Origin of the sequence: Marinactinospora rubrisoli, assembly GCF_042664915.1 — a bacterium.
Taxonomy (GTDB): Bacteria; Actinomycetota; Actinomycetes; order Streptosporangiales; family Streptosporangiaceae; genus Marinitenerispora; species Marinitenerispora rubrisoli.
Genome location: NZ_JBHTBH010000002.1, coordinates 427195 through 454010 on the forward strand (window position 1 = coordinate 427195; position 26816 = coordinate 454010).

The 26816-nt window shown below is 73.8% G+C and carries 21 protein-coding genes; 9 read left to right on the forward strand and 12 right to left on the reverse strand.

All coding sequences use genetic code 11. The features are described from left to right. The first annotated feature begins 56 nt into the window (after positions 1-56). On the forward strand, positions 57-1940 hold the full coding sequence (locus tag ACFQRF_RS06005) for a helix-turn-helix domain-containing protein (RefSeq protein ID WP_379869520.1): 1884 nt from the start codon (positions 57-59) through the stop codon (positions 1938-1940). 3 nt (positions 1941-1943) lie between these two features. Here ACFQRF_RS06005 and ACFQRF_RS06010 read toward each other — a convergent pair whose 3' ends face one another. The 3 genes from ACFQRF_RS06010 to ACFQRF_RS06020 form a co-directional block, all read right to left on the reverse strand. Further along, entirely contained in the window at positions 1944-3404 is a 1461-nt protein-coding gene (locus ACFQRF_RS06010; protein ID WP_379869521.1) for an alanine/glycine:cation symporter family protein, read from the reverse strand. A 599-nt stretch (positions 3405-4003) separates the two neighbouring features. Continuing rightward, the gene (locus ACFQRF_RS06015) at positions 4004-5014 is read right to left on the reverse strand and encodes an NADP-dependent oxidoreductase (protein WP_379869522.1); all 1011 of its coding nucleotides are present in this window, start codon (positions 5012-5014) and stop codon (positions 4004-4006) included. Between the two features lie 79 nt (positions 5015-5093). Further along, positions 5094-6989, reverse strand: coding sequence for an ABC transporter ATP-binding protein (locus ACFQRF_RS06020; RefSeq protein WP_379869524.1), 1896 nt, complete (start codon positions 6987-6989; stop codon positions 5094-5096). Positions 6990-7140: 151 nt separating this feature from the next. On the opposite strand from ACFQRF_RS06020, the gene ACFQRF_RS06025 reads away from it, so the two are divergent. After that, entirely contained in the window at positions 7141-7488 is a 348-nt protein-coding gene (locus tag ACFQRF_RS06025) for a hypothetical protein (RefSeq protein ID WP_379869526.1), read from the forward strand. Positions 7489-7549: 61 nt separating this feature from the next. Here ACFQRF_RS06025 and ACFQRF_RS06030 read toward each other — a convergent pair whose 3' ends face one another. The 5 genes from ACFQRF_RS06030 to ACFQRF_RS06050 form a co-directional block, all read right to left on the reverse strand. Beyond that, complete coding sequence (locus ACFQRF_RS06030; protein ID WP_379869527.1) at positions 7550-9028, reverse strand: DEAD/DEAH box helicase; 1479 nt, start codon at positions 9026-9028, stop codon at positions 7550-7552. 799 nt (positions 9029-9827) lie between these two features. Then, positions 9828-10040: a helix-turn-helix domain-containing protein gene (locus ACFQRF_RS06035; RefSeq protein WP_114400380.1), complete on the reverse strand. Its 213-nt coding sequence runs from the start codon at positions 10038-10040 to the stop codon at positions 9828-9830. 201 nt (positions 10041-10241) lie between these two features. Beyond that, positions 10242-11840 (reverse strand): ABC-F family ATP-binding cassette domain-containing protein, encoded by a 1599-nt coding sequence (locus ACFQRF_RS06040; protein WP_379869529.1) that lies wholly within the window; start codon positions 11838-11840, stop codon positions 10242-10244. A gap of 344 nt (positions 11841-12184) precedes the next feature. Further along, entirely contained in the window at positions 12185-13471 is a 1287-nt protein-coding gene (locus ACFQRF_RS06045) for an AI-2E family transporter (RefSeq protein ID WP_379869530.1), read from the reverse strand. A gap of 318 nt (positions 13472-13789) precedes the next feature. Continuing rightward, entirely contained in the window at positions 13790-14197 is a 408-nt protein-coding gene (locus ACFQRF_RS06050; RefSeq protein ID WP_379869532.1) for a YccF domain-containing protein, read from the reverse strand. A gap of 519 nt (positions 14198-14716) precedes the next feature. Between ACFQRF_RS06050 and ACFQRF_RS06055 the strand changes: the two genes are divergently transcribed. Together ACFQRF_RS06055 and ACFQRF_RS06060 are read left to right on the forward strand one after the other, a co-directional pair. After that, positions 14717-15367 carry an MBL fold metallo-hydrolase gene (locus ACFQRF_RS06055; RefSeq protein WP_379869534.1) on the forward strand — a complete coding sequence of 217 codons (651 nt, stop codon included), beginning with the start codon at positions 14717-14719 and terminating at the stop codon, positions 15365-15367. A gap of 610 nt (positions 15368-15977) precedes the next feature. After that, the gene (locus ACFQRF_RS06060; RefSeq protein WP_258862676.1) at positions 15978-16277 is read left to right on the forward strand and encodes a WhiB family transcriptional regulator; all 300 of its coding nucleotides are present in this window, start codon (positions 15978-15980) and stop codon (positions 16275-16277) included. Positions 16278-16445: 168 nt separating this feature from the next. Here ACFQRF_RS06060 and ACFQRF_RS06065 read toward each other — a convergent pair whose 3' ends face one another. The 4 genes from ACFQRF_RS06065 to ACFQRF_RS06080 all read right to left on the reverse strand — a co-directional run bounded on the left by ACFQRF_RS06065 (position 16446) and on the right by ACFQRF_RS06080 (position 20883). Next, the gene (locus ACFQRF_RS06065) at positions 16446-17750 is read right to left on the reverse strand and encodes a phosphoribosyltransferase (RefSeq protein ID WP_379869536.1); all 1305 of its coding nucleotides are present in this window, start codon (positions 17748-17750) and stop codon (positions 16446-16448) included. A 133-nt stretch (positions 17751-17883) separates the two neighbouring features. Then, a complete protein-coding gene (locus ACFQRF_RS06070; protein WP_379869537.1) occupies positions 17884-18450 on the reverse strand; it encodes a GNAT family N-acetyltransferase in 567 nt (188 codons plus the stop codon). 247 nt (positions 18451-18697) lie between these two features. Next, the gene (locus tag ACFQRF_RS06075) at positions 18698-19456 is read right to left on the reverse strand and encodes an HNH endonuclease family protein (RefSeq protein WP_379869538.1); all 759 of its coding nucleotides are present in this window, start codon (positions 19454-19456) and stop codon (positions 18698-18700) included. Positions 19457-19572: 116 nt separating this feature from the next. Then, positions 19573-20883 (reverse strand): YihY/virulence factor BrkB family protein, encoded by a 1311-nt coding sequence (locus tag ACFQRF_RS06080; RefSeq protein ID WP_379869540.1) that lies wholly within the window; start codon positions 20881-20883, stop codon positions 19573-19575. A 495-nt stretch (positions 20884-21378) separates the two neighbouring features. Here ACFQRF_RS06080 and ACFQRF_RS06085 point away from each other — a divergent pair, with 495 nt between their 5' ends. From ACFQRF_RS06085 to ACFQRF_RS06105, 5 genes are all read left to right on the forward strand, one after another. Beyond that, a complete protein-coding gene (locus ACFQRF_RS06085; protein ID WP_379869541.1) occupies positions 21379-23064 on the forward strand; it encodes a nitrite/sulfite reductase in 1686 nt (561 codons plus the stop codon). Then, entirely contained in the window at positions 23061-23261 is a 201-nt protein-coding gene (locus ACFQRF_RS06090; RefSeq protein WP_379869542.1) for a hypothetical protein, read from the forward strand. Before ACFQRF_RS06085 ends, ACFQRF_RS06090 begins: the two co-directional genes overlap by 4 nt. Continuing rightward, positions 23258-23950, forward strand: coding sequence for a phosphoadenylyl-sulfate reductase (locus ACFQRF_RS06095; protein ID WP_379869543.1), 693 nt, complete (start codon positions 23258-23260; stop codon positions 23948-23950). The genes ACFQRF_RS06090 and ACFQRF_RS06095 overlap by 4 nt, the downstream gene beginning before the upstream one ends. After that, positions 23947-24750, forward strand: coding sequence for a sirohydrochlorin chelatase (locus ACFQRF_RS06100; RefSeq protein ID WP_379869544.1), 804 nt, complete (start codon positions 23947-23949; stop codon positions 24748-24750). Before ACFQRF_RS06095 ends, ACFQRF_RS06100 begins: the two co-directional genes overlap by 4 nt. A gap of 404 nt (positions 24751-25154) precedes the next feature. Then, positions 25155-26816, forward strand: coding sequence for an acyl-CoA dehydrogenase family protein (locus ACFQRF_RS06105; RefSeq protein WP_379869545.1), 1662 nt, complete (start codon positions 25155-25157; stop codon positions 26814-26816).

Consider the following 26816-nt stretch of genomic DNA (forward strand, 5'->3'; position numbering starts at 1 on the left):
CGCCCGTGGCCGGTGGTGGTTCCGGTACCGCCCCGGCGGGTGCGACGATCCCCGGTATGAGTTCGCCCGCCCTCACCGCGATGCGCCGCCTGCTCGATCTCCTGGCGGAGAACGGGCCGGTGGCGGAGTTCGGGGCGCCGACCGCGGAGTTGCGCGCGGCCGGCGCCTCGTCCGAGGAGGTCGCCGAGGTGGAGGCGGCGACCCTGGTCGCGCTGCGGGTGCACGGCGCGCTGGCGGGGCACCAGCGGCGCGAGAGCCGGTTGACCGCGCTGCTGGAGACGTCACAGGACCTCGCCGCCTCCCGGAACCTCGACACCGTGCTGCGGGCGATCGTGCGGCGCGCCCGGCAGTTGCTCAGCACCGACACGGCCTACATGACGCTGGAGGACGAGGAGCGCGGCGACACGTTCATGCGGGTCACCGACGGGTCGGTGTCGCCGTTGTTCCAGCGGCTGCGGCTGGGCTACGGCGAGGGGCTGGGCGGCCTGGTGGCCGAGACCGCCGAGCCGTACGCGAGCGCCGACTATCTCAGCGACCCGCGGTTCGCGCACACCGGGACGATCGACCGCGGTGTCGGCGACGAGGGGCTGGTGGCCATCCTCGGTGTGCCACTGCTGCTCGGCGACCGGGTGATCGGCGTGCTGTTCGCGGCCGATCGCGCGCCCCGCACCTTCGGCCCGGACGAGGTGGCGCTGCTGTGCTCGCTGGCCGCGCACGCCGCGATCGCCATCGACAACACCAAGCTGCTCGCCGAGACGCGCGCGGCGCTCGTCGAGCGCAACGCCGCGCACGCGAAGCTGCACGCCCGCACCGTCGCGGGCCGCCGCGCGGAGGAGGCGCACGACCGGCTGACCGGGCTGGTGCTGGGCGGCGCCGGCCTGGCGGAGGTGGGCAGCGCCGTGGCGGCGCTGCTGGGCGGAGGGATCACCGTCACCGACGGCGGCGGCGCCGTGCTGGCCCGGGTCGGTACCCCGGCGGACATCGGGCCCGGCCTGGCGGAGGCGGTCGCCGAGTCCCGAGCGCGGCGCCGGGCGGTGCGGCGTTCAGGGGTGTGGGTGTGCGCGGTGCTGGCCGGCACGGAGCTGCTGGGCGGCCTGGTGCTCACCGGCCGCCCCGACCTGGAGGAGGCGGACCGCCGGCTGTTCGAGCGCGCCGGGGTGGTCACCGCCCTGTCGCTGCTGCTGCGGCGCTCGGCGGCCGAGGCCGAGGACCGGCTGCGCGGCGAACTCGTGGGCGACCTGCTGACCGGCGCCGGCCGCGACCCCGCCGCGCTGGCGGCGCGGGCGCGCCGGCTCGGCGTGGACCTCGGCCGGCCGCACACCGTGCTGCTGGCCTGGGCGGAACGCCGGCCGCGCCGCCGGCTCCTCGAGGTCGCCCGCCGGGTGGCGGCCGGGGCCGGCGGGATCAGCGGCGAGGACCGGGACCGGGCCGTCCTGCTGCTGCCGGAGAACCGCGCGGGAGCGGCGGCCCGCCGGATGGCCGCCGAACTGTCGCGGGCGCTCGGCGCCGAGGTGACGGTGGCGGCGGGCGGGCCGGCCACCGGTGCGGGCGGGCTGCCGGCGGCGCACGCGGAGGCCGAGCGGTGCCTGCGCGCCATGCGCGCGCTGGGCCTCACCGGCCGGGCCGCGGCCATGGACGACCTCGGCTTCGCGGGGCTGCTGCTCGGCGACCGCGGCGGTATCGAGGATTACGTGCGCGGCGTGCTCGGGCCGGTGCTGGACTACGACGCTCGGCGCGGCACGGAGCTGCGCCGCACCCTGGAGAGCTACTTCGCCGAGGGGCGCAGCCCCCGCCGGGCCGGGATCGCGCTGCACGTGCACGCCAACACGGTCGCGCAACGGCTGGACCGGGTGGCCGACCTGCTCGGCGCTGACTGGAACCGGCCGGAGCGCGAACTGGAAGTGCAGCTCGCGCTCCGGCTGTACCGGCTGCGCGGGTGAGCCTCAGTCGCGGGCCGTTCCGGCCTCCTCGCGGACGGGCTCGGGGTCCCAGCACTGCACGCCGCCGATGTCGGGCAGCCGGTCCCGGGTGAAGACCGGCTCGGCTCCGGCGCGCCGCTGCAGGGTGTAGTCCTTGAGCAGCCGGAACGCGATGCCGCCCAGCGGCGCGATGGCCGCGAGGTTGATCAGCGCCATGATGCCCATGGTCAGGTCGGCGAGGCTCCACACCACCTGGACCGAGCCGATGGCGCCGAGGAACACCATGAGACACACCAGGGCGCGGTAGCCGGTGAGCACGCCGGGCGAGGCCGACAGGAACCCGAGGTTGGACTCGCCGTAGTAGTAGTTGCCGAGCACGGAGGTGAACGCGAGCAGGAACAGGATGACGGTCAGCGCGTGGATCGACCAGCCGCCGAGGTTGGCCTCCAGCGCCTCCTGCGTCATGCTCGGTCCGCGGTTCTCACCGTAGACGGGGTCGGAGAGCAGGACGATGAACGCGGTGGTCGAGCAGACGATGAGCGTGTCGAAGTAGACGCCCAGCGTCTGGACGAGCCCCTGCTTGACCGGGTGGCTGACCGACGCGGTGGCGCCCGCGTTGGGTGCCGAGCCGAGGCCGGCCTCGTTGGAGAACATGCCGCGCCGCATGCCCTGCATGATCGCGGTGCCGACCCCGCCGGCGACGATCTCACCCAGGCCGAACGCGCTGGTGACGATCTGCACGATGACGCCGGGCACTTCCTGGATGTTCATGGCGACGACCACCAGGCCGAGCACGATGTAGAGCAGCGCCATGAAGGGCACCAGGGCCTGGGCCACGTGCGCGATCCGGCGGACGCCGCCGAAGATCACCAGACCGGTGACCACGGCCAGCGCCAGGCCGATGACGACGCTCAGCATCGGGCCGGTGCTCTGCACGCCCACCGCCTCGACGGAGCTCGTGATCGCGTCGGCGATGCTGTTGGCCTGCACCGTGTTGAACACGAAGCCGAACGTCAGCGTGATGACGACGGCGAACAGCACGCCCATCCACCTGCTGCGCAGGCCGTACTGCATGTAGTACGCCGGGCCGCCGCGGAAGCCGGTCCGGTCGCGCACCTTGTACAGCTGGGCCAGCGTCGACTCCACGAAGCTGGCGGCGCCGACGACGAGCGCCATCATCCACATCCAGAACACCGCGCCGGGCCCGCCGAGGGCGATGGCGGTGGCCACGCCGACGATGTTCCCGGTGCCGACCCGCGCCGCGGCGGAGATGGCGAACGCCTGGAAGGACGAGATGGCCTTCTTGCCGTCGGGCGCGGTCTCGGCCGGGTTGCCCAGCACCCGGAACATCTCCGGCAGGAGCCGCAGCTGCACCAGGCCGGAGCGCACGGTGAAGTACACCGAGACCACGACCAGCAGGGGGATGAGCAGGTAGCTCCAGTACACGTCGCCGACGGCGACGATGCCGTCGTTCACGGCGTCCACGTGATGACCAACTCCTCGGGGTGGGGCGCGGTGGGGGCGACCGCGGGCATGGGGATGGGATCGGGATAGCCGGAGCGGCCGGCGCGGTCGACACCGCTGACACTGACACCGCCCGCAGAGCGCGGCTAATGCCAATACAGCCGATACAGTCGACAATCACCGAAAGAGCGCGACTTTTCCCAACGAGGCAGGATACTTCGCTCCGCGCGTGGCCGTCACACGGCGGTCACCGAACGCGCACGCCCGAGAAGACGGAATGCCGACCGAAATGGCCACCGCGCAAAGCAGGATTCCACTGCGACATCGGCGGCATAACGGTCCGGAATCGATTTCCGGCGGCGCCGAATGCGGTGAACCGACGGCGTGAGCAGGATCGCGACCGCGCCACGGGATACGGCGAGCCGTTTCCGGGACCGCCGGGATTCGCCTCCCCGGCCGCTTTTCCGGCGTTCCCACCGACGCGCGTGGAGAATGACGCGCCGGGCACACGGCCGGAGCGCACACCGGTACGGCCGGAATCACCGTCCGCCACGAATCCCGGCCATCCGGGGAAACCGGGTCACCACACGGGCCGCCGCCGGCGCGGCGGCGCCCGGGCGTCAGGAGGTCCGGACGAGCATCTTGCCGATGTTGCCGCCGCGCAGCATCGAGATGAACGCCTCCGGGGCACGCTCCAGTCCGTCGACGACCGTCTCCCGGAAGGTGATCCGCCCCTCGGCCACCGCCGGGGCGACGTCACGGTGGAACTCCCCGGCCAGTTCCGGGTCGTCGGAGACGATGAACCCGCGCAGGGTCAGCCGCTTGGTCACGATGAGGCCGAGGTTGCGCGGACCGGACCGCGGGCCGGTCGCGTTGTAGCCGGAGATCGCGCCGCACAGGGCGAACCGGGCGAAGTCCTTCGCCGCCCCGATCGCCGCCTCCAGGTGCTCCCCGCCGACGTTGTCGAAGTAGACGTCGACGCCGTCCGGCGCGGCCTTCGCGAGCTGGTCGGCCACCGGGCCGTCGTGGTAGTCGAACGCGGCGTCGAAGCCCAGCTCACGGGTGACGTAGCGGACCTTCTCCGCCGTTCCCGCGCTGCCCACCACGCGCTCGGCGCCCCACAGCCGCGCCAGTTGACCGACGATGCCGCCCACCGCGCCGGCCGCGCCGGACACGAAGACGGTGTCGCCCTCGCGCAGGCCGGCCTTGTGCAGCAGGCCGACGTACGCGGTGAGCCCGGGCATCCCCAGCACCCCGAGGTAGGCGGTGGCGGGGGTGGCGTCGGTGACGTTCACCGGCCGCACGCCGGCGGCCGGCACGATCGCGTGCTCGCGCCATCCGGCGTTGTGCACGACCACCGCGTTCTCGGGGAACGACGCGTCCCCGGAGGTCTCCACGACCCCGACCGCCGCGCCCTCCATCGGTGCGTGCAGGTCGTAGGGGTCGGTGTAGGTGCGGATGCCGGTCATCTTCCCGCGCATGTAGGGGTCGACCGAGATCGCGAGGTTGCGGACGAGCAGCTCGCCGTCCCGCGGGTCGGGCAGCCGCCGCTCGACGAGCGCGAAGTCGCTCGGTTTCGGCTCGCCCTCGGGCCGCGCGACCAGGTGGATCTCCCGGGTGGTGACTGGCATGGCTCGCCTCTCCCGCCGTAACCTCTCGGCCGCGTGCCCGGCCGCCCTCTGTGAGTGGCCCTGCCCGATCCCGCGCCGGTCACACCGCCCCGGGCACGCCGCCGCCCTCCTGGGGCGCGAACTGGGTCCGGTACAGGTGGGCGTACAGCCCACCGGCCGCGAGCAGTTCGTCATGGCGGCCCTGCTCGACGATCCGGCCGCCGTCCAGCACGAGGATGCGGTCGGCCTCGCGCACCGTGGACAGCCGGTGCGCGATGACCAGCGAGGTGCGGCCGCGCAGCGCCACCGCGAGCGCCTCCTGGACGGCCGCCTCGGAGCCGGAGTCCAGGTGCGCGGTGGCCTCGTCCAGCACCACCACCGCGGGCGCCTTGAGCAGCAGCCGCGCGATGGCCAGGCGCTGCCGCTCCCCGCCGGACAGCCGGTGGCCGCGGTCACCGACCACGGTGTCCAGGCCGTCGGGCAGCTCGGTGAGCAGGTGCTCCAGACGCGCCGCGCGCAGCACCGCCCGGAGGTCGGCCTCCTCGGCTCCGGGCCGGGCGTACCGCAGGTTGGCGGCGATGCTGTCGTGGAACAGGTGCGCGTCCTGGGTGACCACGCCGACCGTGTCGCGCAGGGAGGCGGCGGTGGCCTCGCGCAGGTCGGTGCCGCCGATCCGTACCGTGCCCTCCACCGGGTCGTACAGCCGGGTCACCAGGTGGGTGAGGGTGGTCTTGCCGGCGCCGGACGGGCCGACCAGCGCGACCATCTCGCCCGGCTCGGCGCGCAGCGTCACCTCCCGAAGCACCCACGCGTCGTCCGCCGGGCCGTCCCCACGGGAGGCGGCCGGCACGGCGGCCGTGGACTCCAGCGAAGCCGGCGCCACCTGCGAGGCCCGGGGGTAGCGGAACGAGACCGCATCGAGTTCCACGCCGACCGCGCCCGCCGGAAGCGGGCGGGCGTCCGGCCGCTCGGTGACGGTGGGCTCCAGGTCGAGCACCTCGAAGACCCGGTCGAAGCTGACCAGCGCGGTCATGACGTCCACGTGCACGTTGGACAGCGCGGTCAGCGGGCCGTACAGCCGGGTCAGCAGCGTGGCCAGCGCCACCAGCGTGCCCAGCTCCACCGCGCCGCCCACGGCGAGCCAGCCGCCCACCCCGTACACGACCGCGGTGGCCAGCGCCGCCACCAGGGTGAGGCCGGTGAAGAAGATCCGGCTGTACATCGCCGAGGTGACGCCGATGTCGCGCACCCGCGCCGCCCGGGCCGCGAACTCCGCGGCCTCCTCTTCCGGGCGGCCGTACAGCTTGACGAGCATGGCGCCACCGACGCCGAAGCGCTCGGTCATGAGCGAGCTCATCTCGGCGTCCAGGCTCATCCGTTCCCGCGTGATGCCGGCGAGCCGCCGGCCGAACGCCTTGGCGGGCAGCACGAACAGCGGCAGCAGCGCCAGCACGAGCAGCGTGATCTGCCAGGACAGCACGAGCATGGTCCCCAGGACCAGGGACAGGCTGACGATGTTGGACACCAGCGAGGACAGCGTGGTGGTCAGCGCGCGCTGCGCCCCGATCACGTCGGTGTTCAGCCGGCTGATCAGCGCGCCGGTCTGGGTCCGGGTGAAGAAGGCGATGGACATGCGCTGCACGTGCTCGAAGACCCGGGTGCGCAGGTCGTAGATGAGCCCCTCGCCGATGCGGGCCGAGTACCACCGCTGGGCGAGGGTGAGAACGGCCTCCACGAGCGCGAGCGCGGCGATGCCCGCGGCCAGCCAGGCCACCCGCCGCACGTCACCGGGGACGACGCCCTCGTCGATGACCGCCTTCATCAGCAGCGGGGTCGCCACGACGATGCCGCCGCCGAGCGCGGTCAGGGTGAGGAAGAGCACCAGCGCGCGCAGGTGCGGGCGGGCGTGGCCGGCGATCCGCCGGAGCGTGCCGGGACGCAGCCGGTGGGCGGTGACCCTACGGTCCCGGGAGAAGCTCCGGAAGGTCGCGGTCATTGATGAGGTGGCTCCAGGCGCCTGCATGCGCGTTCCTTCGTCCCGGTGCGGCCGGAGGGGCCGCGGTGCTCGTCCACACCGGTCATACCAGGACACGGCCCCCGTGTTTCACCGGCCCCCGGACGGGAAGGGCGTGCGAGGAGGTGACCGTATGAGCTCAGCCGACGATCGGCCCATCCTGGGCGCGCAGTCCGAAGGCGGCCGCCTGGCCCCGCGCCGTTCCCACCGTGGCCGGTGGACGTCGTGGGCGGCGGTGGTCGTCATGATCGCGGGGTTCACGGCGGCCGGTCTGGGCCTGACGCTCGGACCGTCGTGGGCGCTCGTCGCGGGCGGCACGGCGGTGTTCCTGGCGGGCGGGGCCGGGGCGCTGGCCCTGGGCATCCTGCGCGACGTCGTCCTCGACGAGCCCCGCGCCGAGCGTGAGGAGCCGCACGGCACGCCGTGGCCCCGCCACCAGCACGCCAATCCGGCACGGACCCGCCCGCAGCCCCCGCGCTGACCCCGGTACGCGCCGACGGCCGGGCCCCGGAAGGGGCCCGGCCGTCGGCCGCGACGGGGCGTCAGTGCCGGGAAGTACCCGGACGCTGCCGCTCGCCGTTGCGCTGGTACGGCTTGCGGCCGCCGCCGCGGCGGTCCTCGCCGCGCCACGGCCGGTCCTCACGAGGCGGCCGCCGCTCGCCGCGCTGGCCGTGCTCCGCGTGCTGCCCGTACTCACCGCGGGGGGAACGCCCGCGGCGGTCCTCGGACTCGCGCCGGTCGCCGCGCGGGCGGCCGTAGCCGCCACGCCGGTGGCGGGGTCCGCCCCGGCCGCGCCGGGGGCGCTCCGGCTCCGGCGGCTCCACCCACGGCTCCCAGGACGGCTCGCGGGCACCGGTGACCTCGGCGAGCAGCTCGTCGCCGGGGTTGACCAGGTGCTGCTTGGCGTCGACCCCGGCGTCGCTGAGCAGCCGCCGCGCCTGACGGCGCTGGTTGGGCGCCACGATCGAGACCACGCGGCCCGACTCCCCGGCCCGCGCGGTGCGGCCGCCGCGGTGCAGGTAGTCCTTGTGGCCGGTGGGCAGGTCGACGTTGACCACCAGATCGATGCCGTCCACGTGGATGCCGCGCGCGGCCACGTCGGTGGCGACCAGGGCCTGGATCCGGCCCTCGCGGAACTTGGCGAGCGTCTTGGTGCGCACGCTCTGGGTCTTGCCGCCGTGCAGCGACGCGGCCGGCACGCCGGCGTTCACCAGCTGCTCGCTGATGGTGTCGGCGCGGTGCTTGCTGCGCACGAACAGGATGGTGCGGCCGTCGCGCGCCGCGATCTGGGTGATGATCCGGGTCTTGTCGCGGGGCAGCACCTTGAGCAGGTGGTGCTCCATCGTGGCGACCTGCGAGACCGGCGGGTCGACCGAGTGCGTCTTGGGGTCGGTCATGTAGCGGCGGACCAGCTTGTCGACGTCGCCGTCGAGGGTGGCGGAGAACAGCAGGGTCTGCCCGCCCTCGCGCACCTGGTCCAGCAGCTCGCTGACCTGCGGCATGAAGCCCATGTCGCACATCTGGTCGGCCTCGTCCAGCACCGAGACGACGACGTCGTCCAGTTCGCAGGCGCCCTGCTCGATGAGGTCGCTGAGCCGGCCGGGCGTGGCGACGAGCACGTCGACGCCGCGGCGCAGCTCGTTGATCTGCCGGGTGTAGGAGCTGCCCCCGACGACGTCGCCGACCCGCACACCGAGCGTGTGGGCGTAGGGCTCCAGGGCGTCACGCACCTGGTGGGCGAGCTCGCGGGTCGGGACCAGCACGAGAGCGCGGGGGCGGCGCGCGGCGGCGCGCCGCTCGGCGGCGCGGACCAGCACCGGCAGGCCGAACGCCAGCGTCTTGCCGGAGCCGGTGCGCCCGCAGCCGAGCACGTCGCGGCCGGCGATGGCGTCGGGGATGGTGGCGGCCTGGATGGGGAACGGAATGGTGACACCGTTCTGCGCCAGCTTGTCGACGATCTTCGCGGGCAGCCCGAGGTCATCGAAAGTTGGACATGCGACAGTGTCGATAGCGTCCGTCAAGTGACGTAAACCTTCCTCGTCATCGGCAGCGTTTCGAGGAAGGCTCCGGGAGCACGAGGGCACCACGGAGAGATCGCACAAACGCGCCGGGGTAAACGCGACACGGGGGTCAGCTGAGACCTTCCCCGTCGCCAGGCGGCCCGGCGCGCCGGATGCGCGCAGCACGAGATGACCGCCTGCAGAAGACTACTAGACAACCCGTCATAACCGGTAAGCGGCGTCGGATCCGGCGCGCTACCTGGGACGGCGCACCGCCACGCCGGCCGCCGGGAGGTCCCGGCGGCCGGCGTGGCGCCGGATACGTCCGAGGGTCGCCGGGTCGGCACGGCCCCCAGTGGCAGGGGTACCGGGGGCCGGCGGGAGCGGGGGCCACGGCCGGACGGCCGCCCCCGCACCGACAATCACAACAATACGGACAGATGACTGCAAGCTATGGCCAATGTGGGCCAGCGCGGTCCTGGCGCGGCCGTTGGGGAGCCGCACACCGTCCTCGCCCCGCGCCGGCATGGTGACCGCGGCGACCTCCCGCGGCGCGGTGAGGGCCGTCGCCACCGTGGCACGGGGACGCCTGGCCGGGGTCGCCACCCGGCCGGCCGCGGATCCGCCGCCGGCTGCTCCATCGTGGGGGGTTGGCGCCCGCACCGGGTCCCGGGCCGCCTGCCGTGCTCTTCCCGTCCGCGCCACCGCGCACCCCGTGGTGTCCCGCCGCGTTCTCCGACGCGGGCGGCGCACCGCCGCGGTGAACGGACACCTGGGGGACGACGGCCGGTGTCCGGCCGTGCTCGGGGCGATTCGCTGATCAGTTCTGTGTCCTGCGCGTGGCTCCGCCGCGGCCACGCAGACTCACCCCCGCTTCGGTGAGCAGACGGTGCACGAACCCATAGGAACGGCCTGTCGAGGCGGCCAGGGACCGGATGCTCTCGCCGTCGTCGTACCGCTTCTTCAGCTCGGTTGCGAGCTGCGAACGCTCGGTTCCTGTCACGCGGGTGCCCTTTCTCAGGGTCTCGGCCACGAGTACCTCCTGTGCTCTTGGCGACCGAAGCGACATTGCTGCCAATGATCAGCCATGGCGGGGCGGCTGGCTACCCACTGAGACCGGAAAGGCCGCGTGTCGAGGGTTTCGGGCGTGGCCAATAACGGACCGAAACCAGGAGGCTGTCAACGGATGGACCGGGTCGGGCGTCCCCCCGGTCCGCGCCGGCGAACCGGCAGGTCAGGCGAGTGCGATCAAATCGGCGAACTCCGCGTTCCAGACGTCCTCCACCCCGTCGGGCAGCAGAATGACCCGTTCTGGCTGCAGCGCCTCCACCGCCCCCTCGTCGTGAGTGACCAGCACAATGGCGCCACGGTAGTTACGGAGCGCGCTGAGGATCTCCTCGCGGCTGGCCGGGTCGAGGTTGTTCGTCGGCTCGTCCAGCAGCAGCACGTTGGCGCTGGAGACCACCAGCGTGGCCAGCGCCAGCCGGGTCTTCTCACCACCGGAGAGAACGCCCGCCGGCTTGTCGACGTCGTCCCCGGTGAACAGGAACGAGCCGAGGGTGCGCCGCGCCTCGACCTCGGGCAGGTCAGGGGCCGCGGACATCATGTTCTGCAGCACGGAGCGCTCCAGGTCGAGCGTCTCGTGCTCCTGCGCGTAGTAGCCGAGCCGCAGCCCGTGCCCGGGAACGACCTCACCGGTGTCGGGGGACTCAACGCCGGCGAGCATCCGCAGCAGCGTCGTCTTGCCCGCGCCGTTCAGGCCGAGGATGACCACCCGGCTGCCGCGGTCGATGGCGAGGTCGACACCGGAGAACACCTCCAGCGAGCCGTAGGACTTGGACAGTCCGGTGGCCATCAGCGGCGTCCGGCCGCTGGGCGCCGGGTCAGGGAAGCGCAGCTTGGCGACCCGGTCGCTCTGGCGCAGGCCGGAGACCGAGCCGAGGATCCGCTCGGCGCGCTGTTCCATCTGCTGGGCGGCCTTGGCCTTGGTCGCCTTGGCCCGGAACCGGTCGGCCTGCTTCTGCAGCGCCGCCGCCTGCTTCTCGGCGTTGGCCTGCTCGCGCCGGCGGCGGCGCTCGTCGGCCTCGCGCTGGGTGAGGTAGGCGCGCCATCCCATGTTGTACACGTCGATGCAGGAGCGGTTGGCGTCGAGGTAGAAGACCTTGTTGACGACGTGCTCCACCAGTTCGACATCGTGGCTGATGACGATGAGCCCGCCCTGGTGCGAGCGGAGGAAGTCGCGCAGCCACACGATCGAGTCGCCGTCGAGGTGGTTCGTCGGCTCGTCCAGCAGCAGGGTGTCCGCTCCGCTGAACAGGATGCGCGCCAGCTCCACGCGGCGACGCTGCCCGCCCGAAAGGGTGCGCAGCGGCTGGCCGAGGATCCGGTCCGGCAGCCCCAGGCTGGTGGCGATCGAGGCGGCCTCGGCCTCGGCGGCGTATCCGCCCAGCACGTGCAGCCGGTCCTCCATCCGGCTGTAGGCCCGCACCCCCTGGTCACGGATCCGCGGATCGTCGCTGGACATCTTCTCTTCGGCGATACGCATGCGGCGCAGCACGTCGTCGATGCCGCGGGCCGACAGCACGCGGTCGCGGGCGATGACGTCGAGGTCGCCGGTGCGCGGATCCTGCGGAAGGTAGCCGATGGTCCCGCCGTTGGTGACCGTGCCGGACGCCGGCAGCCCCTCCCCCGCGAGCACCTTGGTGAGCGTGGTCTTGCCGGCGCCGTTGCGGCCGACCAGCCCGATGCGGTCACCCGCGGCGACGCGCAGGGTGGTGGGCTGCAGCAACTGCCGCGCGCCCACCCGGATTTCCAGATCGGAGGCGATGAGCATGAAGGGAGACTTTCTCGCGAGAGCGTGTGCGGGAGAGGGCATCGGGCGCCGGGGAGGCCCGCGCCGGCCCGGGCGCCACCGTCGGGGCGGCTGCGGATCAGGGCCGGCCCCGGCGGCTGCGGGGCGCGGGAGCGGGCGGACGCCCGGCGCGCGGGGGCGGAGGTTCTAGTCCGGAGTCACACACACGCCGTCCAGCCTAACCGTTCCGGCCACGGCACGTGCGTACCCGGGCCCACCGTGCGCGGCGCGCGGCGCGCACGGCGCCGGGAACGCGGGCGGGCCGCCGGAGGGTGACCGGCGGCCCGCCACGGTGCCCGGAAATCCGGACCGGTTCCGGCGCGGATCTAGGCGCCGCGCTCGCCGTTGCCGGCCGGCCGGCCGTTGTCGCGCGCGGGCTCCGCGCCATCGGCCGGTGGCGCGGGCCGTGCCGCCGTCCCTTCCACGGCGGGCCGGGCTCCGCCGCGGGCCGGCGCCACGGGCCGTCCTTCGGCCGGCGCACCGCCCGCCGCGGGCCGGGCTTCCTGCTGCTCCACCTGTTCCTCGGCCTGCACCGCGCCGAAGGGCCGGTTGCGCAGCAGCGCGGCGACCACGGCGGCGATCGGGGTGGCCAGGAAGGTGCCGATGATGCCGCCGATGATGGAGCCGATCGCGATGGCCAGCAGCACCACCGCCGACGGCAGGTCGAGCGCCTTGCCGTACACCCGAGGGGCGAACAGGTGGCTTTCGAGCTGCTGTACCAGCACCACGGCGCCGAGCACGACGAGCGCGATGATCCATCCCTCGGCGACGAAGGCCACGAGCGTCGACAGCAGCCCGGAGGCGAACGCGCCGACCACGGGCAGGAAGGCGCCGATGAAGGTCAGCACGATCAGCGGGATCGCCAGGTTGGTGTCCAGCACGATGAGCAGCACGATGCCGATGAACACCGCGTCGAACAGCCCGACGAGCGCCACCCCGCGCACGTACCGGCCCATCACGTCGTAGGTGAGGCGGCCCGCCGCGTTCAGCGCCCGGCGGGTTCCGCGCGGGAAGAGCTCGATCATCCACTGCGCGAGCTGGTCCCCGGAGTGCACGAAGTACACGGTCAGGACCAGTGACAGCACGACCGCGACGAGCACCTCGCCGACCACCAGCGCGCCGGCCCAGGCGCCGCTGACGAGCTGGCTGCTGTTGTTCTGGACCTCCGCCCAGAGCTGGTCCGTGAGCTGGTTCAGCGTGGGGGTGTCCAGGCCGACCGCGGCCGCCACGCCCTCCAGCTGGGTGAGGGCCTGGGAGACGCTGTCCACGAGGTCGGACACGCCGGCGATGGCCGGCTGCACGACGAGGGTGATGGCCCCGCCGACCACGACCAGCCCGAAGATCACGGAGATGCTCGTGGAGGAGCCGCGGCCGAGCCCCTTGCGGCGCAGCCAGTTGGCGAGCGGCATCAGCAGGGCGGTGAGGAACACCGCGAAGATCACCGGGATCACCACGACGCCGATGTAGGCCATGCCCCACAACAGCAGCGCGATGGCCGCGACCAGCACGAGGAGCCGCCAGGCGGCGTCGCTCAGCCTGCGCAGCAGGTCGTCCTGCGGCGGCTCCTGGGGCGGCGGCGCCTCGGGAGTGGGTGGGGCGGCTGCTGGTGCCATCTTCCGTCTCCTCAGGAACGACCATTGGCTTGGCCGGGTCACTCGCGTGCCGGGTCTCATTCCCCCACTACCTTTCCGCTCCTCCGACCGTCCGGCGGTCCCGGCCGGCTCACGGCGCGCCGACCGGGCTGGTCAGGGCCAGCAGTCTAGGGCTTGGCCGCCGGCCGCGGCCGTCGCGCGCGGCGCGTCCGCTGTGGAGGGTATGCGCGGCCGTGCCCGGCACGGCCGCTCCCGACACAGGGAACAACGGGCGACGGCCCCATGGTGTTTCCGGATGCCCCGGCGCTCCGCCGCCCCGCCCTCCGGGCGCCGCCACGGTCAGATCTGCCACGGCTCCCGGCGGTTCTCGCTGGAGACGATCTCGTTGCCGAAGGGGGCGAGGGCCACCGGGATCATCTTCAGTGACGCCCATGCCATGGGGATGCCGACGATGGTGACGGCCAGGCCGAGCGCCGTCGCGATGTGGCCGATGGTCAGCCACCACCCGGCCACGATGATCCAGATGACGTTGCCCACCTTACTCGCGGCGCCCGCGTCCGGCCGGCGCACGAGTTCGCGGCCGAACGGCCAGAATGCGTAGTTGGCCATCCGGAACGAGGCGACCCCGAACGGGATCGTGACGATCAGGATGCAGCAGATGAGACCGGCGAAGGCGTAGCCGACGGCCAACCAGAATCCGGCCACGAAGAGCCAGATGACGTTCAGAATGAGGCGCAGCAGGGCCACTGTGGTCTGTACTCCTTCTGTCGCGGCGCTCTCGCCGCCGCGGTCGCGATCGTGCACTGTCGTCGCCGGTCCGGCCGGCGCACTCGCTCAGACGCCCGGCCGGGCCCGGTCGTTCCGGACGGCCACCCGCATTCCTCCCCTAGGGGAACCGGTCCACACTCCGCGGTCGCGGACCGGAATCCGCGCCCCGGACCGGAAATCCGGCCGGCTCCGGTGTGGCGTCCGGCCGCCCGGGGCAGGCCCTCTGCCGTGGAGACGACCCGAGATTCCGAGTCCCCCCGCCCCCGGTGCCCCGCCGAAAGCCCTCCGGCGCACCGCACCGTCCCCCTGGACTCCGTGGACGCCGCGACCATGGACGAGCTGCTGCGCCGCGTGCGGCGGCGCGGGAGCCCTGCCGGGCGGGCGGCCGGGGAGCCGCGCCGCGAGGTTAGGGTGGGCGGGGAGCCGGTCGGCGGCGCAGCCGTCCGGCGGACGGACTAGCCGGCGCGGCGAGCGCACGGGATCGGGGGAGGCGGCACCATGCGGATCACCAAACACGGGCACTCCTGCGTGCGGCTGGAGCATGACGGAGCGGTCCTCGTGATCGATCCGGGCGGGTTCAGCGAGCCCGACGCCGCGGTGGGAGCCGACGCGATCGCCGTGACGCACGAACACGCCGACCACCTCGCGCCGGACCGGCTGCTGGCCGCGGCAGAGGCCAGGCCCGGACTGCGCGTCTACACGCACGCCGGCATCGCGGCCGGGCTCGGCGAGCTTCGCGACCGCGGCGTGCGCATCACGACGGTCGCGCACGGCGACGCGCTGGACGTGCTGGGGTTCGACGTGCACGTGTACGGCGAACGGCACGCGGTGATCCACCCCGACATCCCGGTCATCGCCAACGTCGGTTTCCGGGTGGCGGCCGGCGGCGCGTCGGTGTTCCACCCGGGCGACGCCCTCACGGTGCCGGAGGACGGGGTGGACACCCTCCTGGTTCCGGTGAACGCGCCGTGGTCGAAGGTGGCCGAGGTGATCGACTACGCCCGCGAGGTGGGCGCGCCGCGGGCGATTCCCGTGCACGACGGGCTGCTGAACGAGACCGGCCTCGGGGTGTACCGCAGGATGGCCGCGCTGGGCCTGCCGGAGGGCGGGTTCGTTCCGCTCGCGCCCGGTGAGTCGCGGGACCTGTGATCTCCTGGCCCGGGCCGTGAGCCGGCCGCGGGATCGCCGGCCTTTTACTACGCGCGGGCCGTGCGCCGCAAGCCGACACTCGCGCCCCGGCGGCCGCAATCGGTGGTTCCGGTCGGCGCACATCGCCTCGGCCGCGTGGTGCGGCCCGGCCGCGCGGGCCGCGCGTCGCGCACCGGTGTGACCCGTCCGGCAGGCTCGTGCACTGGCCGCGACCGGAAAACCGGCATACCATAGCCCATATCCGACGTAACCGTCGGACCTCCGATTCCACCGAAAACCCGGACAGATACCCCGAGAAGGGGCCGGAAAACCAGGATTTCGGTAACGGTTGAGCGAGTAATTTCCCCACCCCCCGTGCGCGATCGGGAGTGGGGATGGCATGATTACTTACCGGCCGCCAGGGAGAGCGACTGCAACACCGCTCCCGCGGCCTATCGCGTGAGCGCCCGCCGTCTTCGGCGGATCTGCGCCGCCGTGGTCTCAGCCACACCGGGGAACACCGAAGCATCGCATGGCGTTGGCGTCATGCGGGGTAGCTCACGCTGCACGACCTTGTTTGTAACTCGGCTTCCAACAGCTTACTAGCGATTTCAGTAGAGGTGGTTCAACCATGTCTCAGGTACGTCGGCAGGCCGCGCTGCGCCCCCGCCCGAGCTGGGGGTGGCAGGATGCCGCCGCGTGCCGGGGCGAGGACCTTGTGCTCTTCTTCGGCCCGGATGGCGAGCGCCAGCCGGAGCGGGAGATCCGCGAGCGCAAGGCGAAGGAGATCTGCGCTCAGTGCCCTGTCCGCACCGAATGTCTCGACTACGCGATCTCGCGTCCCGAGAAGTACGGCACGTGGGGTGGCCTGAACGAGGACGAGCGCGCGTCCGAGCGGCGTCGCCGCATGCGTCGCGCCAACGCAGCCTGACCCTGATCTGCCGCCCGCCCCGGGCAGAACCGCGGCGTTCACGTAATCCGTGACCCCCTCCCAGCGGCCCTCCCGTCCGCTTCCCGCGGCGCCGCCGACGGCCCCATCCGGCCGTCGGCGGCGCCGCGGTTCTGTATCGGGGGCCCGCTCTCACCGGCGGGGCGGTGCTCACAGGTACCGGCCGAACCACTCGGCCGCGGCGGCGCTCGCCTCGCGCGCCCCCTCGGGACGGCCCAGCAGTCCCTCGGCACCCGGCACCACGCGGATCTCGTGCCGCGCGCCGATCCGGCCGAGCGCCCACTCCGCCAGTTCGCGGAGGAACGACTCGCCGCTCTGCAGCAGGACCAGCGTCGGCGCGCGCACGCCGGGCAGCGCGGTGTCCGCGAGGTCGATCCGGCCGCCGTACGTCACGACGGCCGCGACGTCCTCCGCCCGGTCGGCGGCGGTGATCAGGGCCGGCGCGGCCCCGGCGCCGGCACCGAACAGCCCCACGGGCCGGCTCGCGGTGACCGCCGCCCGGCGCAGCCAGCGCACCGCGGCCTCCAGCCGCTCGGCGAGCACCGCGGTCCGCGGGCCGTCACCGCCCGGCTCCTCCTCGTCGGGTTCCTCGGTATCGGTGAGCAGGTCGAGCAGCAGCGTGGCGTAGCCCGCCCGCCGCATGGCCGCGGCGACCGCGCGGATCCGCGCGCCCGCCCGGCCGCGCCCAAGGGCGAAGACGACCGTGCCGCGTGAGGTGGCGGGGATGACCAGGTCGCCGTCGAGGTGGACGTCGCGCGCCCGCACTCGCACGGCACGCTCGGACTCCGCGCCCGGGCCGAGATCGTGCAGCTCGGCGAGGAGCGCGGTGACCTGGTCGTCGGTGAGCCGGTCGGCGCTGCGGTACCACTCCTCCACCGCGCGGAAGGTGTCCGGGGCGGTCAGCACGACGAGGTGGTCGACCTCCGCGCGAAGCCGCTCCACCGCCGGCTGCGACGCGACCGGGACCGCCAGAACGAGCCGCGCCGGGTGCTGCCGCCGCGCCATGCGGACCGCCGCCCGCGCGGCGCCGCCGGTGGCCGCACCGTCGTCGACCACGATCACGTCGCGCCCGGCCAGCCGGGGAGCCGGGCGTCCCGCGCGGTAGATCGCGAGCCCGCGGGCGAGTTCGGCGCGCTCGGACTCCACCGCGGCGGCGAACCGCTCGCGGGCGACTCCCAGCCGGGCGAGGATCGCGTCGTCGAAGCAGGCGTGGCCGTCCTCCGCGACGGCACCGACGCCGAGTTCGGGGTGCCCCGGCAGCCCGATCTCGCGGACCACGAGAACATCGAGCGGCACCCGGAGGCGGCGGGCGACCTCGGCACCGACGGAGACCCCGCCGCGGGGCAGCGCGACCACGATCGGGTCCGTGACGGCGAGCGCCCGCAGCCGCTCGGCGAGCCGACGGCCGGCCTCGGCTCGGTCGGTGAAAGGCAGCGATACGGGTACCGGGTTCACGGCGTCCTACTGCACGTTTCGGCGCGCGGCCTGCGGATGCGGGATGCCTAGCGGCATACCCGCGCCCGGGAACCCGCCAACCTCGCGAATCCGCAAAAATCAGCCCACGAACCGGTCGCCGGCCGCGGAGCGATCAGCCCACGGCCTTGCGGAAGTCGTGCTCCAGCGCCGCCATCAGCAGCGCGTCGTGCCGGCGCCCCTCCCAGAGCAGGGCGTCGCGCAGCCGTCCCTCCACACTGAAACCGCAGGCGCGGTAGGTGGCGATCGCGCGCATGTTGAACGCGTACACCTCCAGCCAGACCCGGTGCAGCCGGACCCGCTCGAAGGCGTACTGCAGCACCAGACGGGTGGCCTCCTTGCCGAGCCCCTGGCCGGTGAACTCGATCGCCGACAGCGCGATGCGGTATGCGGCGCTCTCGTTCGCGGTGTCGACCTCCATGAGCGACAGGTCGCCGACGAACCGGCCGTCCGGGCGGCTCGTGATCGCCAGATCCAGGCGGTCGGGCTGCTCGGCGCGTTCCCGGCACCACCTGCGCACCTCCTCCCGGCTCCACCGGCGGTGCGTCCCGGTGAGCCGGCGGATCTCGTCGTCGCGCGTCGACGCCAAGAGCGCGTCGGCGTGCTCCTCGGCCAGCGGTACGAGACGGACGCGGTCGCCGCTCAACGTCGGCTTGTCGCGCAGGGCGGTCGGGTCGATCATCGGTGGGGGCTCCGGTCATCGGGCGATGGTCGAGCGGGGTCGATCGCGGGCGGCGTGCCGTGCGACGGCTCCAGGATCATAAGTAGCCCGGACCGTGGGTGCGCAACCCTGTGCGCGGCCCGGAGCGCACCGATTCGGCCGGTCGTGTGCGGTTCCGTTTCCGGGAGCCGTTGACGGGCGCCCCCGAAGCTCCGGGAGCGCTCCCAATGGCCGACCGGCGCCCCCGGCCGCCGGGGGCGCCGCGCCGTCAGCCGCAGGTGTCGAGCATGCCGCTCAGAGCGTCGCGGTCCTCGGTGGCGAGGGCGAGGCCGTACCGGTCGGTGACGTCGATGTAGGCCATCGCGTATGAGCACTGGAAACCGGCGTAGGGCTGCCAGTCGGCCGGGCCGGAGTCGCTCTTCTGCCCGTTGGCCGGGCCGTCGGCGGCCAGCAGGTTGCCGAAGTCGTTGGCGAACTCCACCCGCCGGTCCCGGTCCCACTCGTCGGCGCCCATCCGCCAGGCGAGCGACAGCGGCACGACGTGGTCGATCTGCACCGCCTGCGGATCGTCGCTGGAGAACTCGATACGGTCGCCGGTGTAGGGGTCGTCCAGTACCCCGGCGACCACCCGGCAGTCGCTCTCCACGACGGCGTCGTCGAGGTCCCGGGCGAGCACGTCGTTGCGGGTCGAACAGCCGTTGTCGTCGGTGTCCACCCACCCGCTGCCGAACTCATCGCGTTCGTAGTCGCCGCGCGGCCGGGGTTCGGCGATCTCGATCCCGGCCAGTTGCTCACGCGCCCGGGCGGCGTCGGCCGGGTCGGCGGAATCGCCCGGCTGCTGAGAGGGGGCGGCCGTGCCGCTCTCCGGCGCGGCGCCGGTGAGGTCGCGCAGGCTGGCGAAGAAGTCGCGGCCGCTCAGGGCGGAGATGAGCGCGGCCAGCGCGATCACCGCGACGACCGAGGCGAACACCCCGGCCAGACGCCCCCGGTCGGACGGTCTGGCGGAGGGACGGAAGGAGCGTGGCATGTGGTCTCACCTGGCCGGCGCGGGGGGGGGGGGGGGGGGGGGGGGGGGCGCGCCGGCCCTTCGAGGATGCCGGACCGCGGTGAGAAGTGCCTACTGACGGCCCGGTGCTTCTGCTCTCACTCGCCCCGGCGCGGCGGCGCGGCACCGTCGTCGTCGGCGCCGTCATCGGGCGGTGCTCCCCCGCTGACCGGCGGGTTCGCCGCGCCGCCGGACGCCGGGGCATCGCCCCCCTGGCTCTCGGGGGGCATTGCGGGCGCCGTGGATCCGGGGGAACCGGGCCGGTCCTCCGGCCGCTCCCCCGCCGATTCGGACGGCCGCCGGTCCGGACTCCGGCCGGACCGTTCCGCCGGCGGCTCAGGCGCGGCGTCCGCTTCGGCGACCGTGCGCAGGGCCTCCTCGCGCCGCTGCACCTGCCGGGCGGCGTGGCTGTGCCGGCGGTTCGCCACCTCGGCCCGCGCGGCGGCGGTGGCGGGCGTCGGCCAGGCCGCGTCGATTTCGGCGTTCAGCAGCGCGCCGACGAGCAGCGCGAGCGCCACGACGTAGAACCAGGCGAGGACCGCGATCGGCGCGGCCAGCGAGCCGTAGATCGTGAACCGGCCGAAGGACGCCTCAAGGTAGCCGCGCAGCGCCGCCGACCCCAGCACGAGGACCAGGACGGCGAGCACCGCTCCGGGCAGGTGCCGCCACACGGGGGTGCGCACGGGGACGCTCAGCGCGAACAGCACCGTCACGCACACCAGGCAGACGAGCCCGACCACCGGCCAGTAGGCCAGGTGCAGCAGCGAGGGCACGATGCCGAGGACGCCGGTCGGGGGCAGCAGGTCGCGGACCACGTCCGGCCCGGCGACCAGCACCGGCAGCACCACGAGCGCGAAGAGCAGCCCGCCGAGGTAGCCGACGAAGGCCAGCACCCGCTGGCGGAGGTAGCCGCGCAGCCCCTCCAGCCCGTAGGCGATGGTGATGGCGTCGATGAACACGCTCATCGCGCGCGAGCCCGACCAGAGCGAGACGAGGAAGGTCACCGACAGCACACCGCCCCGCGCGCCCCGGACGAACTCGTCCACCAGCGGGGCGACCACCGATTCGACGACGTCGGCGGTCAGCACCTGGGCGGCGAGGTTCAGCAGCCAGGAGCGGATCTCCCGGACCGTGCCGTCGCCGAGCACCGGCACCAGGTGGCCGAGCGTGCCGACGAGGCCGAGCAGCAGCGCCGGCAGCGACAGCAGCGAGAAGAAGGCGGCCTCGGCGGCGAGGCCGACGACGCGGACCCGCAGTCCCGAGCGGACCGCGCGCACCACGACGGTGGCCGCGGCGCCCGCGGTGGGGTGGGCGTCCCGCCACTCCAGCGCGGCGCGGCGCCGCCGTTCGGTCCAGGCTCGCGCCCGCGGCGCCCAGAGCCGCCAGGGCCGGTTGTCGTCGTCGCGCACGGCGCCACTCTCGCGTCGTTGAAGTCGGGCGCGACCGGTCGGCGCGGGGCGCCCGCGCGGTCGCGCCGGTCGCGGCGAGCGCCCCTTTCATGCCGACCCTAGCGCCAGGCGGCGCCGAGCGTGGCTCGCGCGCGCCCCGCCACCCGGCGGTCCGCCCGGCCTTCTGGTGACGCGGGTCACTCGCGGCCCCCGATCGCCGCGCCTGGACAAAACTCCGCGGCGCGTGTCATTGTCGTTGCTATGGCTGCTGCCCTGGACCCGATGCTCTGCGTGCGCCGGCACGTGGACTTCCTTCGGGTCCGCAGCGCCATCTGTCGTAACGTCGGATAGCCCCGCCGCTGTATCTGATCCGCCCGCCTTCTGGGGCGCCCGCGGCGCCGACGTTCTCCTGAGCACTCGCAGTCCCCGGTCACCGGCACAGTGTCGTGCGCGGCGCGGGGTCCATCGGGGTGCCGTCGGCCGGCACGCCCCGCTACCCGCTCGGAGGACCCCGCGATGCCTCCTGCATCCGCATCGACCGGCCGAACGACCTCCCGACCGCGCCGTGGCGAGGGCCAGTGGGCCCTCGGCTACCGGGAACCGCTGAACAAGAACGAAGAGAACAAGAAGAACGACGACGGGCTCAACGTCCGCCAGCGCATCATCGACGTCTACTCACGGGCCGGGTTCGACTCGATCGACCCGGCCGACCTGCGCGGGCGCTTCCGCTGGTACGGGCTCTACACCCAGCGGGCGCCGGGCATCGACGGTGGCAAGACCGCCGTCCTGGAGCCCGAGGAACTGGACGACCGCTACTTCATGCTCCGGGTGCGCATCGACGGCGGACAGCTCACCGTCGCCCAGCTCCGCGCCATCGCCGAGGTGTCCACGGCCTACGGTCGCGACACCGCCGACATCACCGACCGGCAGAACGTCCAGCTGCACTGGGTGCGGATCGAGGACGTCCCCGCCATCTGGGACCGGCTGGAGGCCGTCGGCCTGTCCACCACCGAGGCGTGCGGCGACACGCCCCGGGTCATCATGGGCTGTCCGCTGGCCGGGATCGCCGAGGACGAGGTCCTCGACGCCTCCGACCAGATCCGCCAGGTCTATGACGAGCACATCGGCAGCCCGCTGTTCTCCAACCTGCCGCGCAAGTTCAAGACCTCGATCTCCGGCTGCTCCACGTACTGCACCAACCATGAGATCAACGACGTCGCGTTCGCCGGGGTGATCGGGCCCGACGGCACCCCGGGCTACGACCTGTTCGTCGGCGGCGGCCTGTCCACGAACCCGATGTTCGCCCAGCGGCTGGGCGCTTTCGTGCGTCCGGACCAGGTCAGCGAGGTGTGGGCCGGCGTCTGCGGCATCTTCCGCGATTACGGCTACCGCCGGCTGCGGCACCGTGCCCGGATCAAGTTCCTGATCAAGGACTGGGGCGCGGCGAAGTTCCGGGAGGTGCTGGAGAAGGACTACCTCGGTTACGCGCTGCCCGATGGCCCGGCCGTCGAGCTCGACCCCGGCACCCGGCGGGACCACGTGGGGGTGCACCGCCAGCGCGACGGACGCTACTACGTGGGCTTCGCGCCGATGGTGGGCCGCGTCTCCGGCACCCGGCTGAGCCGGATCGCCGACATCGCCGAGGCGCACGGCTCGGACCGGATCCGCACCACAGCGGACCAGAAGCTGGTGATCCTGGACGTCGCCGAGGACCGGGTGGACTCGATCACCGCCGCCCTGGAGGCCGAGGGCCTGCGGGTCCGGCCGAGCGTCTTCCGGCGCCAGACCATGGCCTGCACCGGGATCGAGTTCTGCAAGCTGGCCATCGTCGAGACCAAGGCGCGCGGCGCGTCGCTGGTCGAGGAGCTGGAGCGGCGGCTCCCGGACTTCCCCGAGCCGGTGACGATCAACCTCAACGGCTGCCCGAACTCCTGCGCCCGGATCCAGGTCGCCGACATCGGGCTGAAGGGGCAGCTCGTCACCGACGCCGACGGCCGGCAGGTCGAGGGCTACCAGGTGCACCTGGGCGGCGGACTCGGCCTGAACTCTTCGTTCGGCCGCAAGGTGCGCGGGCTGAAGACCACCGCCGAGGAGCTGCCCGACTACGTGGAGCGGGTGCTGCGCCGCTACCTGGACCAGCGGGCCGAGGGCGAGGCGTTCGCCGCCTGGGCGTCCCGCGCCGGAGAGGCGGACCTGCGATGAGCGAACGAGCCGCACCGTACTACTGCCCCTACTGCGGGGACGAGGATCTGGAGCCGCACGAGGCCACCGGCGAGCACGGCGCGGGGTACGCGTGGGCCTGCCGGGCGTGCGCGCGGGTGTTCCAGGTGAGATTCGCCGGACTGCGCGCCGCCGCGGTGGCAGGCGCCGAGGGCACAGGGACGGGTGAGGACGCATGAACGTGACCACGGACGGCGAGGCCCTGGCGGTTCGCGCCGCACAGGAGCTGGAGGAGGCCACCGCCCAGGAGATCATCCGGTGGGCGGCGGACACCTTCGGCGACCGGTTGTGCCTGACCTCGTCGATGGCCGACGCGCTCATGGTGGACCTCGTCTCCCGGGAGCGCCCGGGGGTCGACGTGATCTTCCTGGACACCGGGTACCACTTCGCCGAGACGATCGGCACCCGCGACGCGGTCGCCGCCGTGTACCCGATCAACCTGGTCAACGTGCGCCCGGAGCGCACCGTGGCCGAACAGGACCGCGACCTCGGTCCCCGGCTGCACGGCCGCAACCCCGACATCTGCTGCCACCTGCGCAAGGTGGAGCCGCTGCGCCGCGCGCTCGACCCGTACGACGCCTGGATCAGCGGGCTGCGCCGGGACGAGGCGCGCACCCGGCGCCAGGTCGGCGTGGTGCAGTGGGACCCGCGTCGCAAGATGGTGAAGGTCAACCCGATCGCCCGGTGGACGCAGGACGACGTGGACGCCTACATGGCCGAGCACGGCGTGCTCGTCAACCCGCTGCAGTACGACGGGTACCCGTCGATCGGCTGCGCGCCGTGCACCCGCCGGGTGGAGCCGGGCGCCGACCCGCGCAGCGGCCGGTGGGCCGGCACCGGCAAGACCGAGTGCGGAATCCACCTGTGACGGGCGCCGTGGCGGGCCGGCCGGACGCCGGTCCGCCGCCGCGCCGCGTGCCGCTGGTCGCGGTCGCGCACGGCAGCCGCGACCCGCGGTCGGCGCGCGCGGTCGAGGAGCTGTTCGGCCACGTGCGGGCGCTGCGTTCCGGCCTGGACGTCCGGGTCGCCTACCTCGACTTCGTCCAGCCCGACCCGCGCGCCGCGATCGGCGCGCTGGCGGCGGAGGGCGCGGGTGAGGTGGTAGTGCTGCCGGCGCTGCTCACAGCGGCCTACCACAGCAAGGTGGACCTGCCGGGCGTGCTGCGCACGGTCCGGACCGGCTACCCGTGGCTGCGGGTGCGCTACGGTGGCACGCTCGGCCCGCACCCGCTGCTACTGGACACGGTGCTGCGGCGGCTGGCCGAGGCGGGCGTGCGGGCCGCCCCGGACACCGCGCTGGTGCTGGCCGCCGCCGGCTCCAGCGATCCCGGGGCGAACGCGGTCATCGAGGAGGCGGCGGCCCACCTGGCTGCGCGCGGTCCGTGGCTGCGGGTGCGCGCCGCCTACGCCTCGGCCGCCGCGCCGACGCCGGGCGCCGCGGTCGCGGCGCTGCGCGCGGAGGGTGCGCGGCGGGTCGCGGTGGCCGGTTACCTGCTGGCGCCGGGCTTCTTCGCCGACCGCGTCGCCGAGCAGTCGCTGGCCGCGGGGGCCGAGGCGGTGGTCCCGGCCCTCGGCGCCGCGCCCGAGCTGGCACGGCTGGTGCTGCACCGCTACGACACGGCGCTGCGCGCGGTGCCGGACCGGGAGGTGCCGACCGGACGCCGCTGAACCGGCCGGACCGCTGCGCCGCGGAACACGGGCGCCGGTGCCCGGCACGGGGCACCGGCGCCCGCGTGACGGGATGCCCGTGCCCGGCCGTCTCCACGCCTCACCGACTCGCAGCCGCCGCGCCCGGCCACGGCCCAGACCCTGGCCCGGCTTCACCGGCCGCCTCCGGCACCGGCTTCCGGCACGGCACCGTGCGGATCACCGACTCCACCCCGGTAGAGTGCGGTCGCTTTCGCCCCACGGTGGAAACCCTCCCGCCCGGCCGGACCGGCCGCACACGGCTTACTGCCCCCCACTCGCGTCACCAGGTCCTTGATCGCCTACGACCACCAACCACAAAACAGCCACTCGTCTAGGCTGGGCCCCGCCATACCGAATCCGGTTCGGAACAGAAGGGTCGCGCGATGCCCCCGACGCACGAGGTGGTCAACCAGCCGTCCCCGCTGGAGGACAGCGGGGATTACAACGTCGCCGGCGAGCCCGCGCTGCGCGAGGGACTGGAGCGCGAGGGGGCCGGCTGGGCGGCGCAGGCGCTGGACGAGCTGGGCCGGCTGGCCGGCACGGCTCGAGCGCGTGGGTGGGCCGAGCAGGCCGACGCCAACACGCCGGTGCTGAGGACGCACGATCGCTACGGCCACCGGATCGACGAGGTCGACTTCCACCCGGCCTGGCACGTGCTGCTCGACACCGCCGTCGGGCACGGCCTGCACGCCGCGCCGTGGGCGGAGCAGCGGGCCGGGGCGCACGTCGCGCGGGCGGCCGGGTTCTACGTGTGGTCGCAGGTCGAGGCCGGCCACGGCTGCCCGGTGTCCATGACGTATGCGGCGGTGCCCGCGCTGCGGCACGCGCCCGGCCTCGCCGCCCGCTTCGAACCGCTGCTGACCGCCCGCACCTACGATGTCGGGCTGCGGCCGCCGCAGACCAAGCGCGGCCTGCTGGCGGGGATGTCGATGACCGAGAAGCAGGGCGGCTCCGACGTGCGCGCCAACACCACCCGCGCCGTTCCGGGCCCCGACGGCGGATTCCGGCTGACCGGGCACAAGTGGTTCACCTCCGCCCCGATGAGCGACCTCTTCCTCACCCTCGCCCAGGGACCGGAGGGGTTGTCCTGCTTCCTCGTGCCGCGGGTGCTGCCCGACGGCTCCCGCAACGCGCTGTTCCTCCAGCGGCTCAAGAACAAGCTCGGCAACCGGTCCAACGCTTCGGCCGAGATCGAGTACGAGGGCGCGTTCGCCTGGCCGGTGGGCGAGCCGGGGCGCGGGGTGCGCACCATCGTCGAGATGGTCAACCTGACCCGGCTGGACTGCGTCCTCGGCTCGGCGGCGGGCATGCGGGCGGCGCTCGTGCAGGCGGTGCACCACGCCACCGAGCGGCGGGCGTTCGGGGCGCTGCTCGTGGACCAGCCGCTGATGCGCAACGTGCTCGCCGATCTGGCCCTGGAGTCCGAGGCCGCGACGGCGCTGGCGCTCCGCCTGGCCGGTGCGGTCGACCGCGCCGTGCGGGGCGACGCCGAGGAGCGCGCGTTCCGCCGGATCGCGGTGGCGGTCGGCAAGTTCTGGGTCACCAAGCGCCAGCCGGCGCACGTCGCCGAGGCTCTGGAGTGCCTGGGCGGCAACGGCTACGTGGAGGAATCCGGGATGCCGCGGCTGTTCCGCGAGTCGCCGCTCAACTCGATCTGGGAGGGGTCGGGGAACGTGGCCGCACTCGACGTGCTGCGCGTGCTCTCCCGGGAGCCCGACGCCGCGGCGGCGTTCTTCGCCGAGCTGGACCGCGCCGCCGGGGCCGACGCCCGGCTGGACGCCGCGGTCCGTCGGCTGCGCGGCGAGCTGGCCGATCCCGAAGGCGCCGAGTACCGGGCGCGCGCCGTGGTCGGGCTCATGGCGCTCTGCCTGCAGGCCGCGCTGCTGGTCCGGCACGCCCCCGCCGCGGTGGCCGACGCCTTCACCGCCTCCCGGCTGGACGGCGAGTGGGGGCACGTGTTCGGCACCCTGCCGCGCGCGGTGGACGGCAACGCCGTCGACACGGCCGCGATCCTGGACCGCGCCCGGCCGGGGCTGGATCGTTGA

Coding starts and splice junctions, on each gene's coding strand:
- ACFQRF_RS06085 (WP_379869541.1), top strand. CDS start 21,379: ATGCCTCCTGCATCCGCATCGACCGGCCGAACGACCTCCCGACCGCGC.
- ACFQRF_RS06040 (WP_379869529.1), bottom strand. CDS start 11,840: ATGCTCATCGCCTCCGATCTGGAAATCCGGGTGGGCGCGCGGCAGTTG.
- ACFQRF_RS06060 (WP_258862676.1), top strand. CDS start 15,978: ATGTCTCAGGTACGTCGGCAGGCCGCGCTGCGCCCCCGCCCGAGCTGG.
- ACFQRF_RS06020 (WP_379869524.1), bottom strand. CDS start 6,989: ATGACCGCGACCTTCCGGAGCTTCTCCCGGGACCGTAGGGTCACCGCC.
- ACFQRF_RS06045 (WP_379869530.1), bottom strand. CDS start 13,471: ATGGCACCAGCAGCCGCCCCACCCACTCCCGAGGCGCCGCCGCCCCAG.
- ACFQRF_RS06075 (WP_379869538.1), bottom strand. CDS start 19,456: ATGCCACGCTCCTTCCGTCCCTCCGCCAGACCGTCCGACCGGGGGCGT.
- ACFQRF_RS06070 (WP_379869537.1), bottom strand. CDS start 18,450: ATGATCGACCCGACCGCCCTGCGCGACAAGCCGACGTTGAGCGGCGAC.
- ACFQRF_RS06055 (WP_379869534.1), top strand. CDS start 14,717: ATGCGGATCACCAAACACGGGCACTCCTGCGTGCGGCTGGAGCATGAC.
- ACFQRF_RS06105 (WP_379869545.1), top strand. CDS start 25,155: ATGCCCCCGACGCACGAGGTGGTCAACCAGCCGTCCCCGCTGGAGGAC.
- ACFQRF_RS06015 (WP_379869522.1), bottom strand. CDS start 5,014: ATGCCAGTCACCACCCGGGAGATCCACCTGGTCGCGCGGCCCGAGGGC.
- ACFQRF_RS06005 (WP_379869520.1), top strand. CDS start 57: ATGAGTTCGCCCGCCCTCACCGCGATGCGCCGCCTGCTCGATCTCCTG.
- ACFQRF_RS06025 (WP_379869526.1), top strand. CDS start 7,141: ATGAGCTCAGCCGACGATCGGCCCATCCTGGGCGCGCAGTCCGAAGGC.
- ACFQRF_RS06095 (WP_379869543.1), top strand. CDS start 23,258: ATGAACGTGACCACGGACGGCGAGGCCCTGGCGGTTCGCGCCGCACAG.
- ACFQRF_RS06090 (WP_379869542.1), top strand. CDS start 23,061: ATGAGCGAACGAGCCGCACCGTACTACTGCCCCTACTGCGGGGACGAG.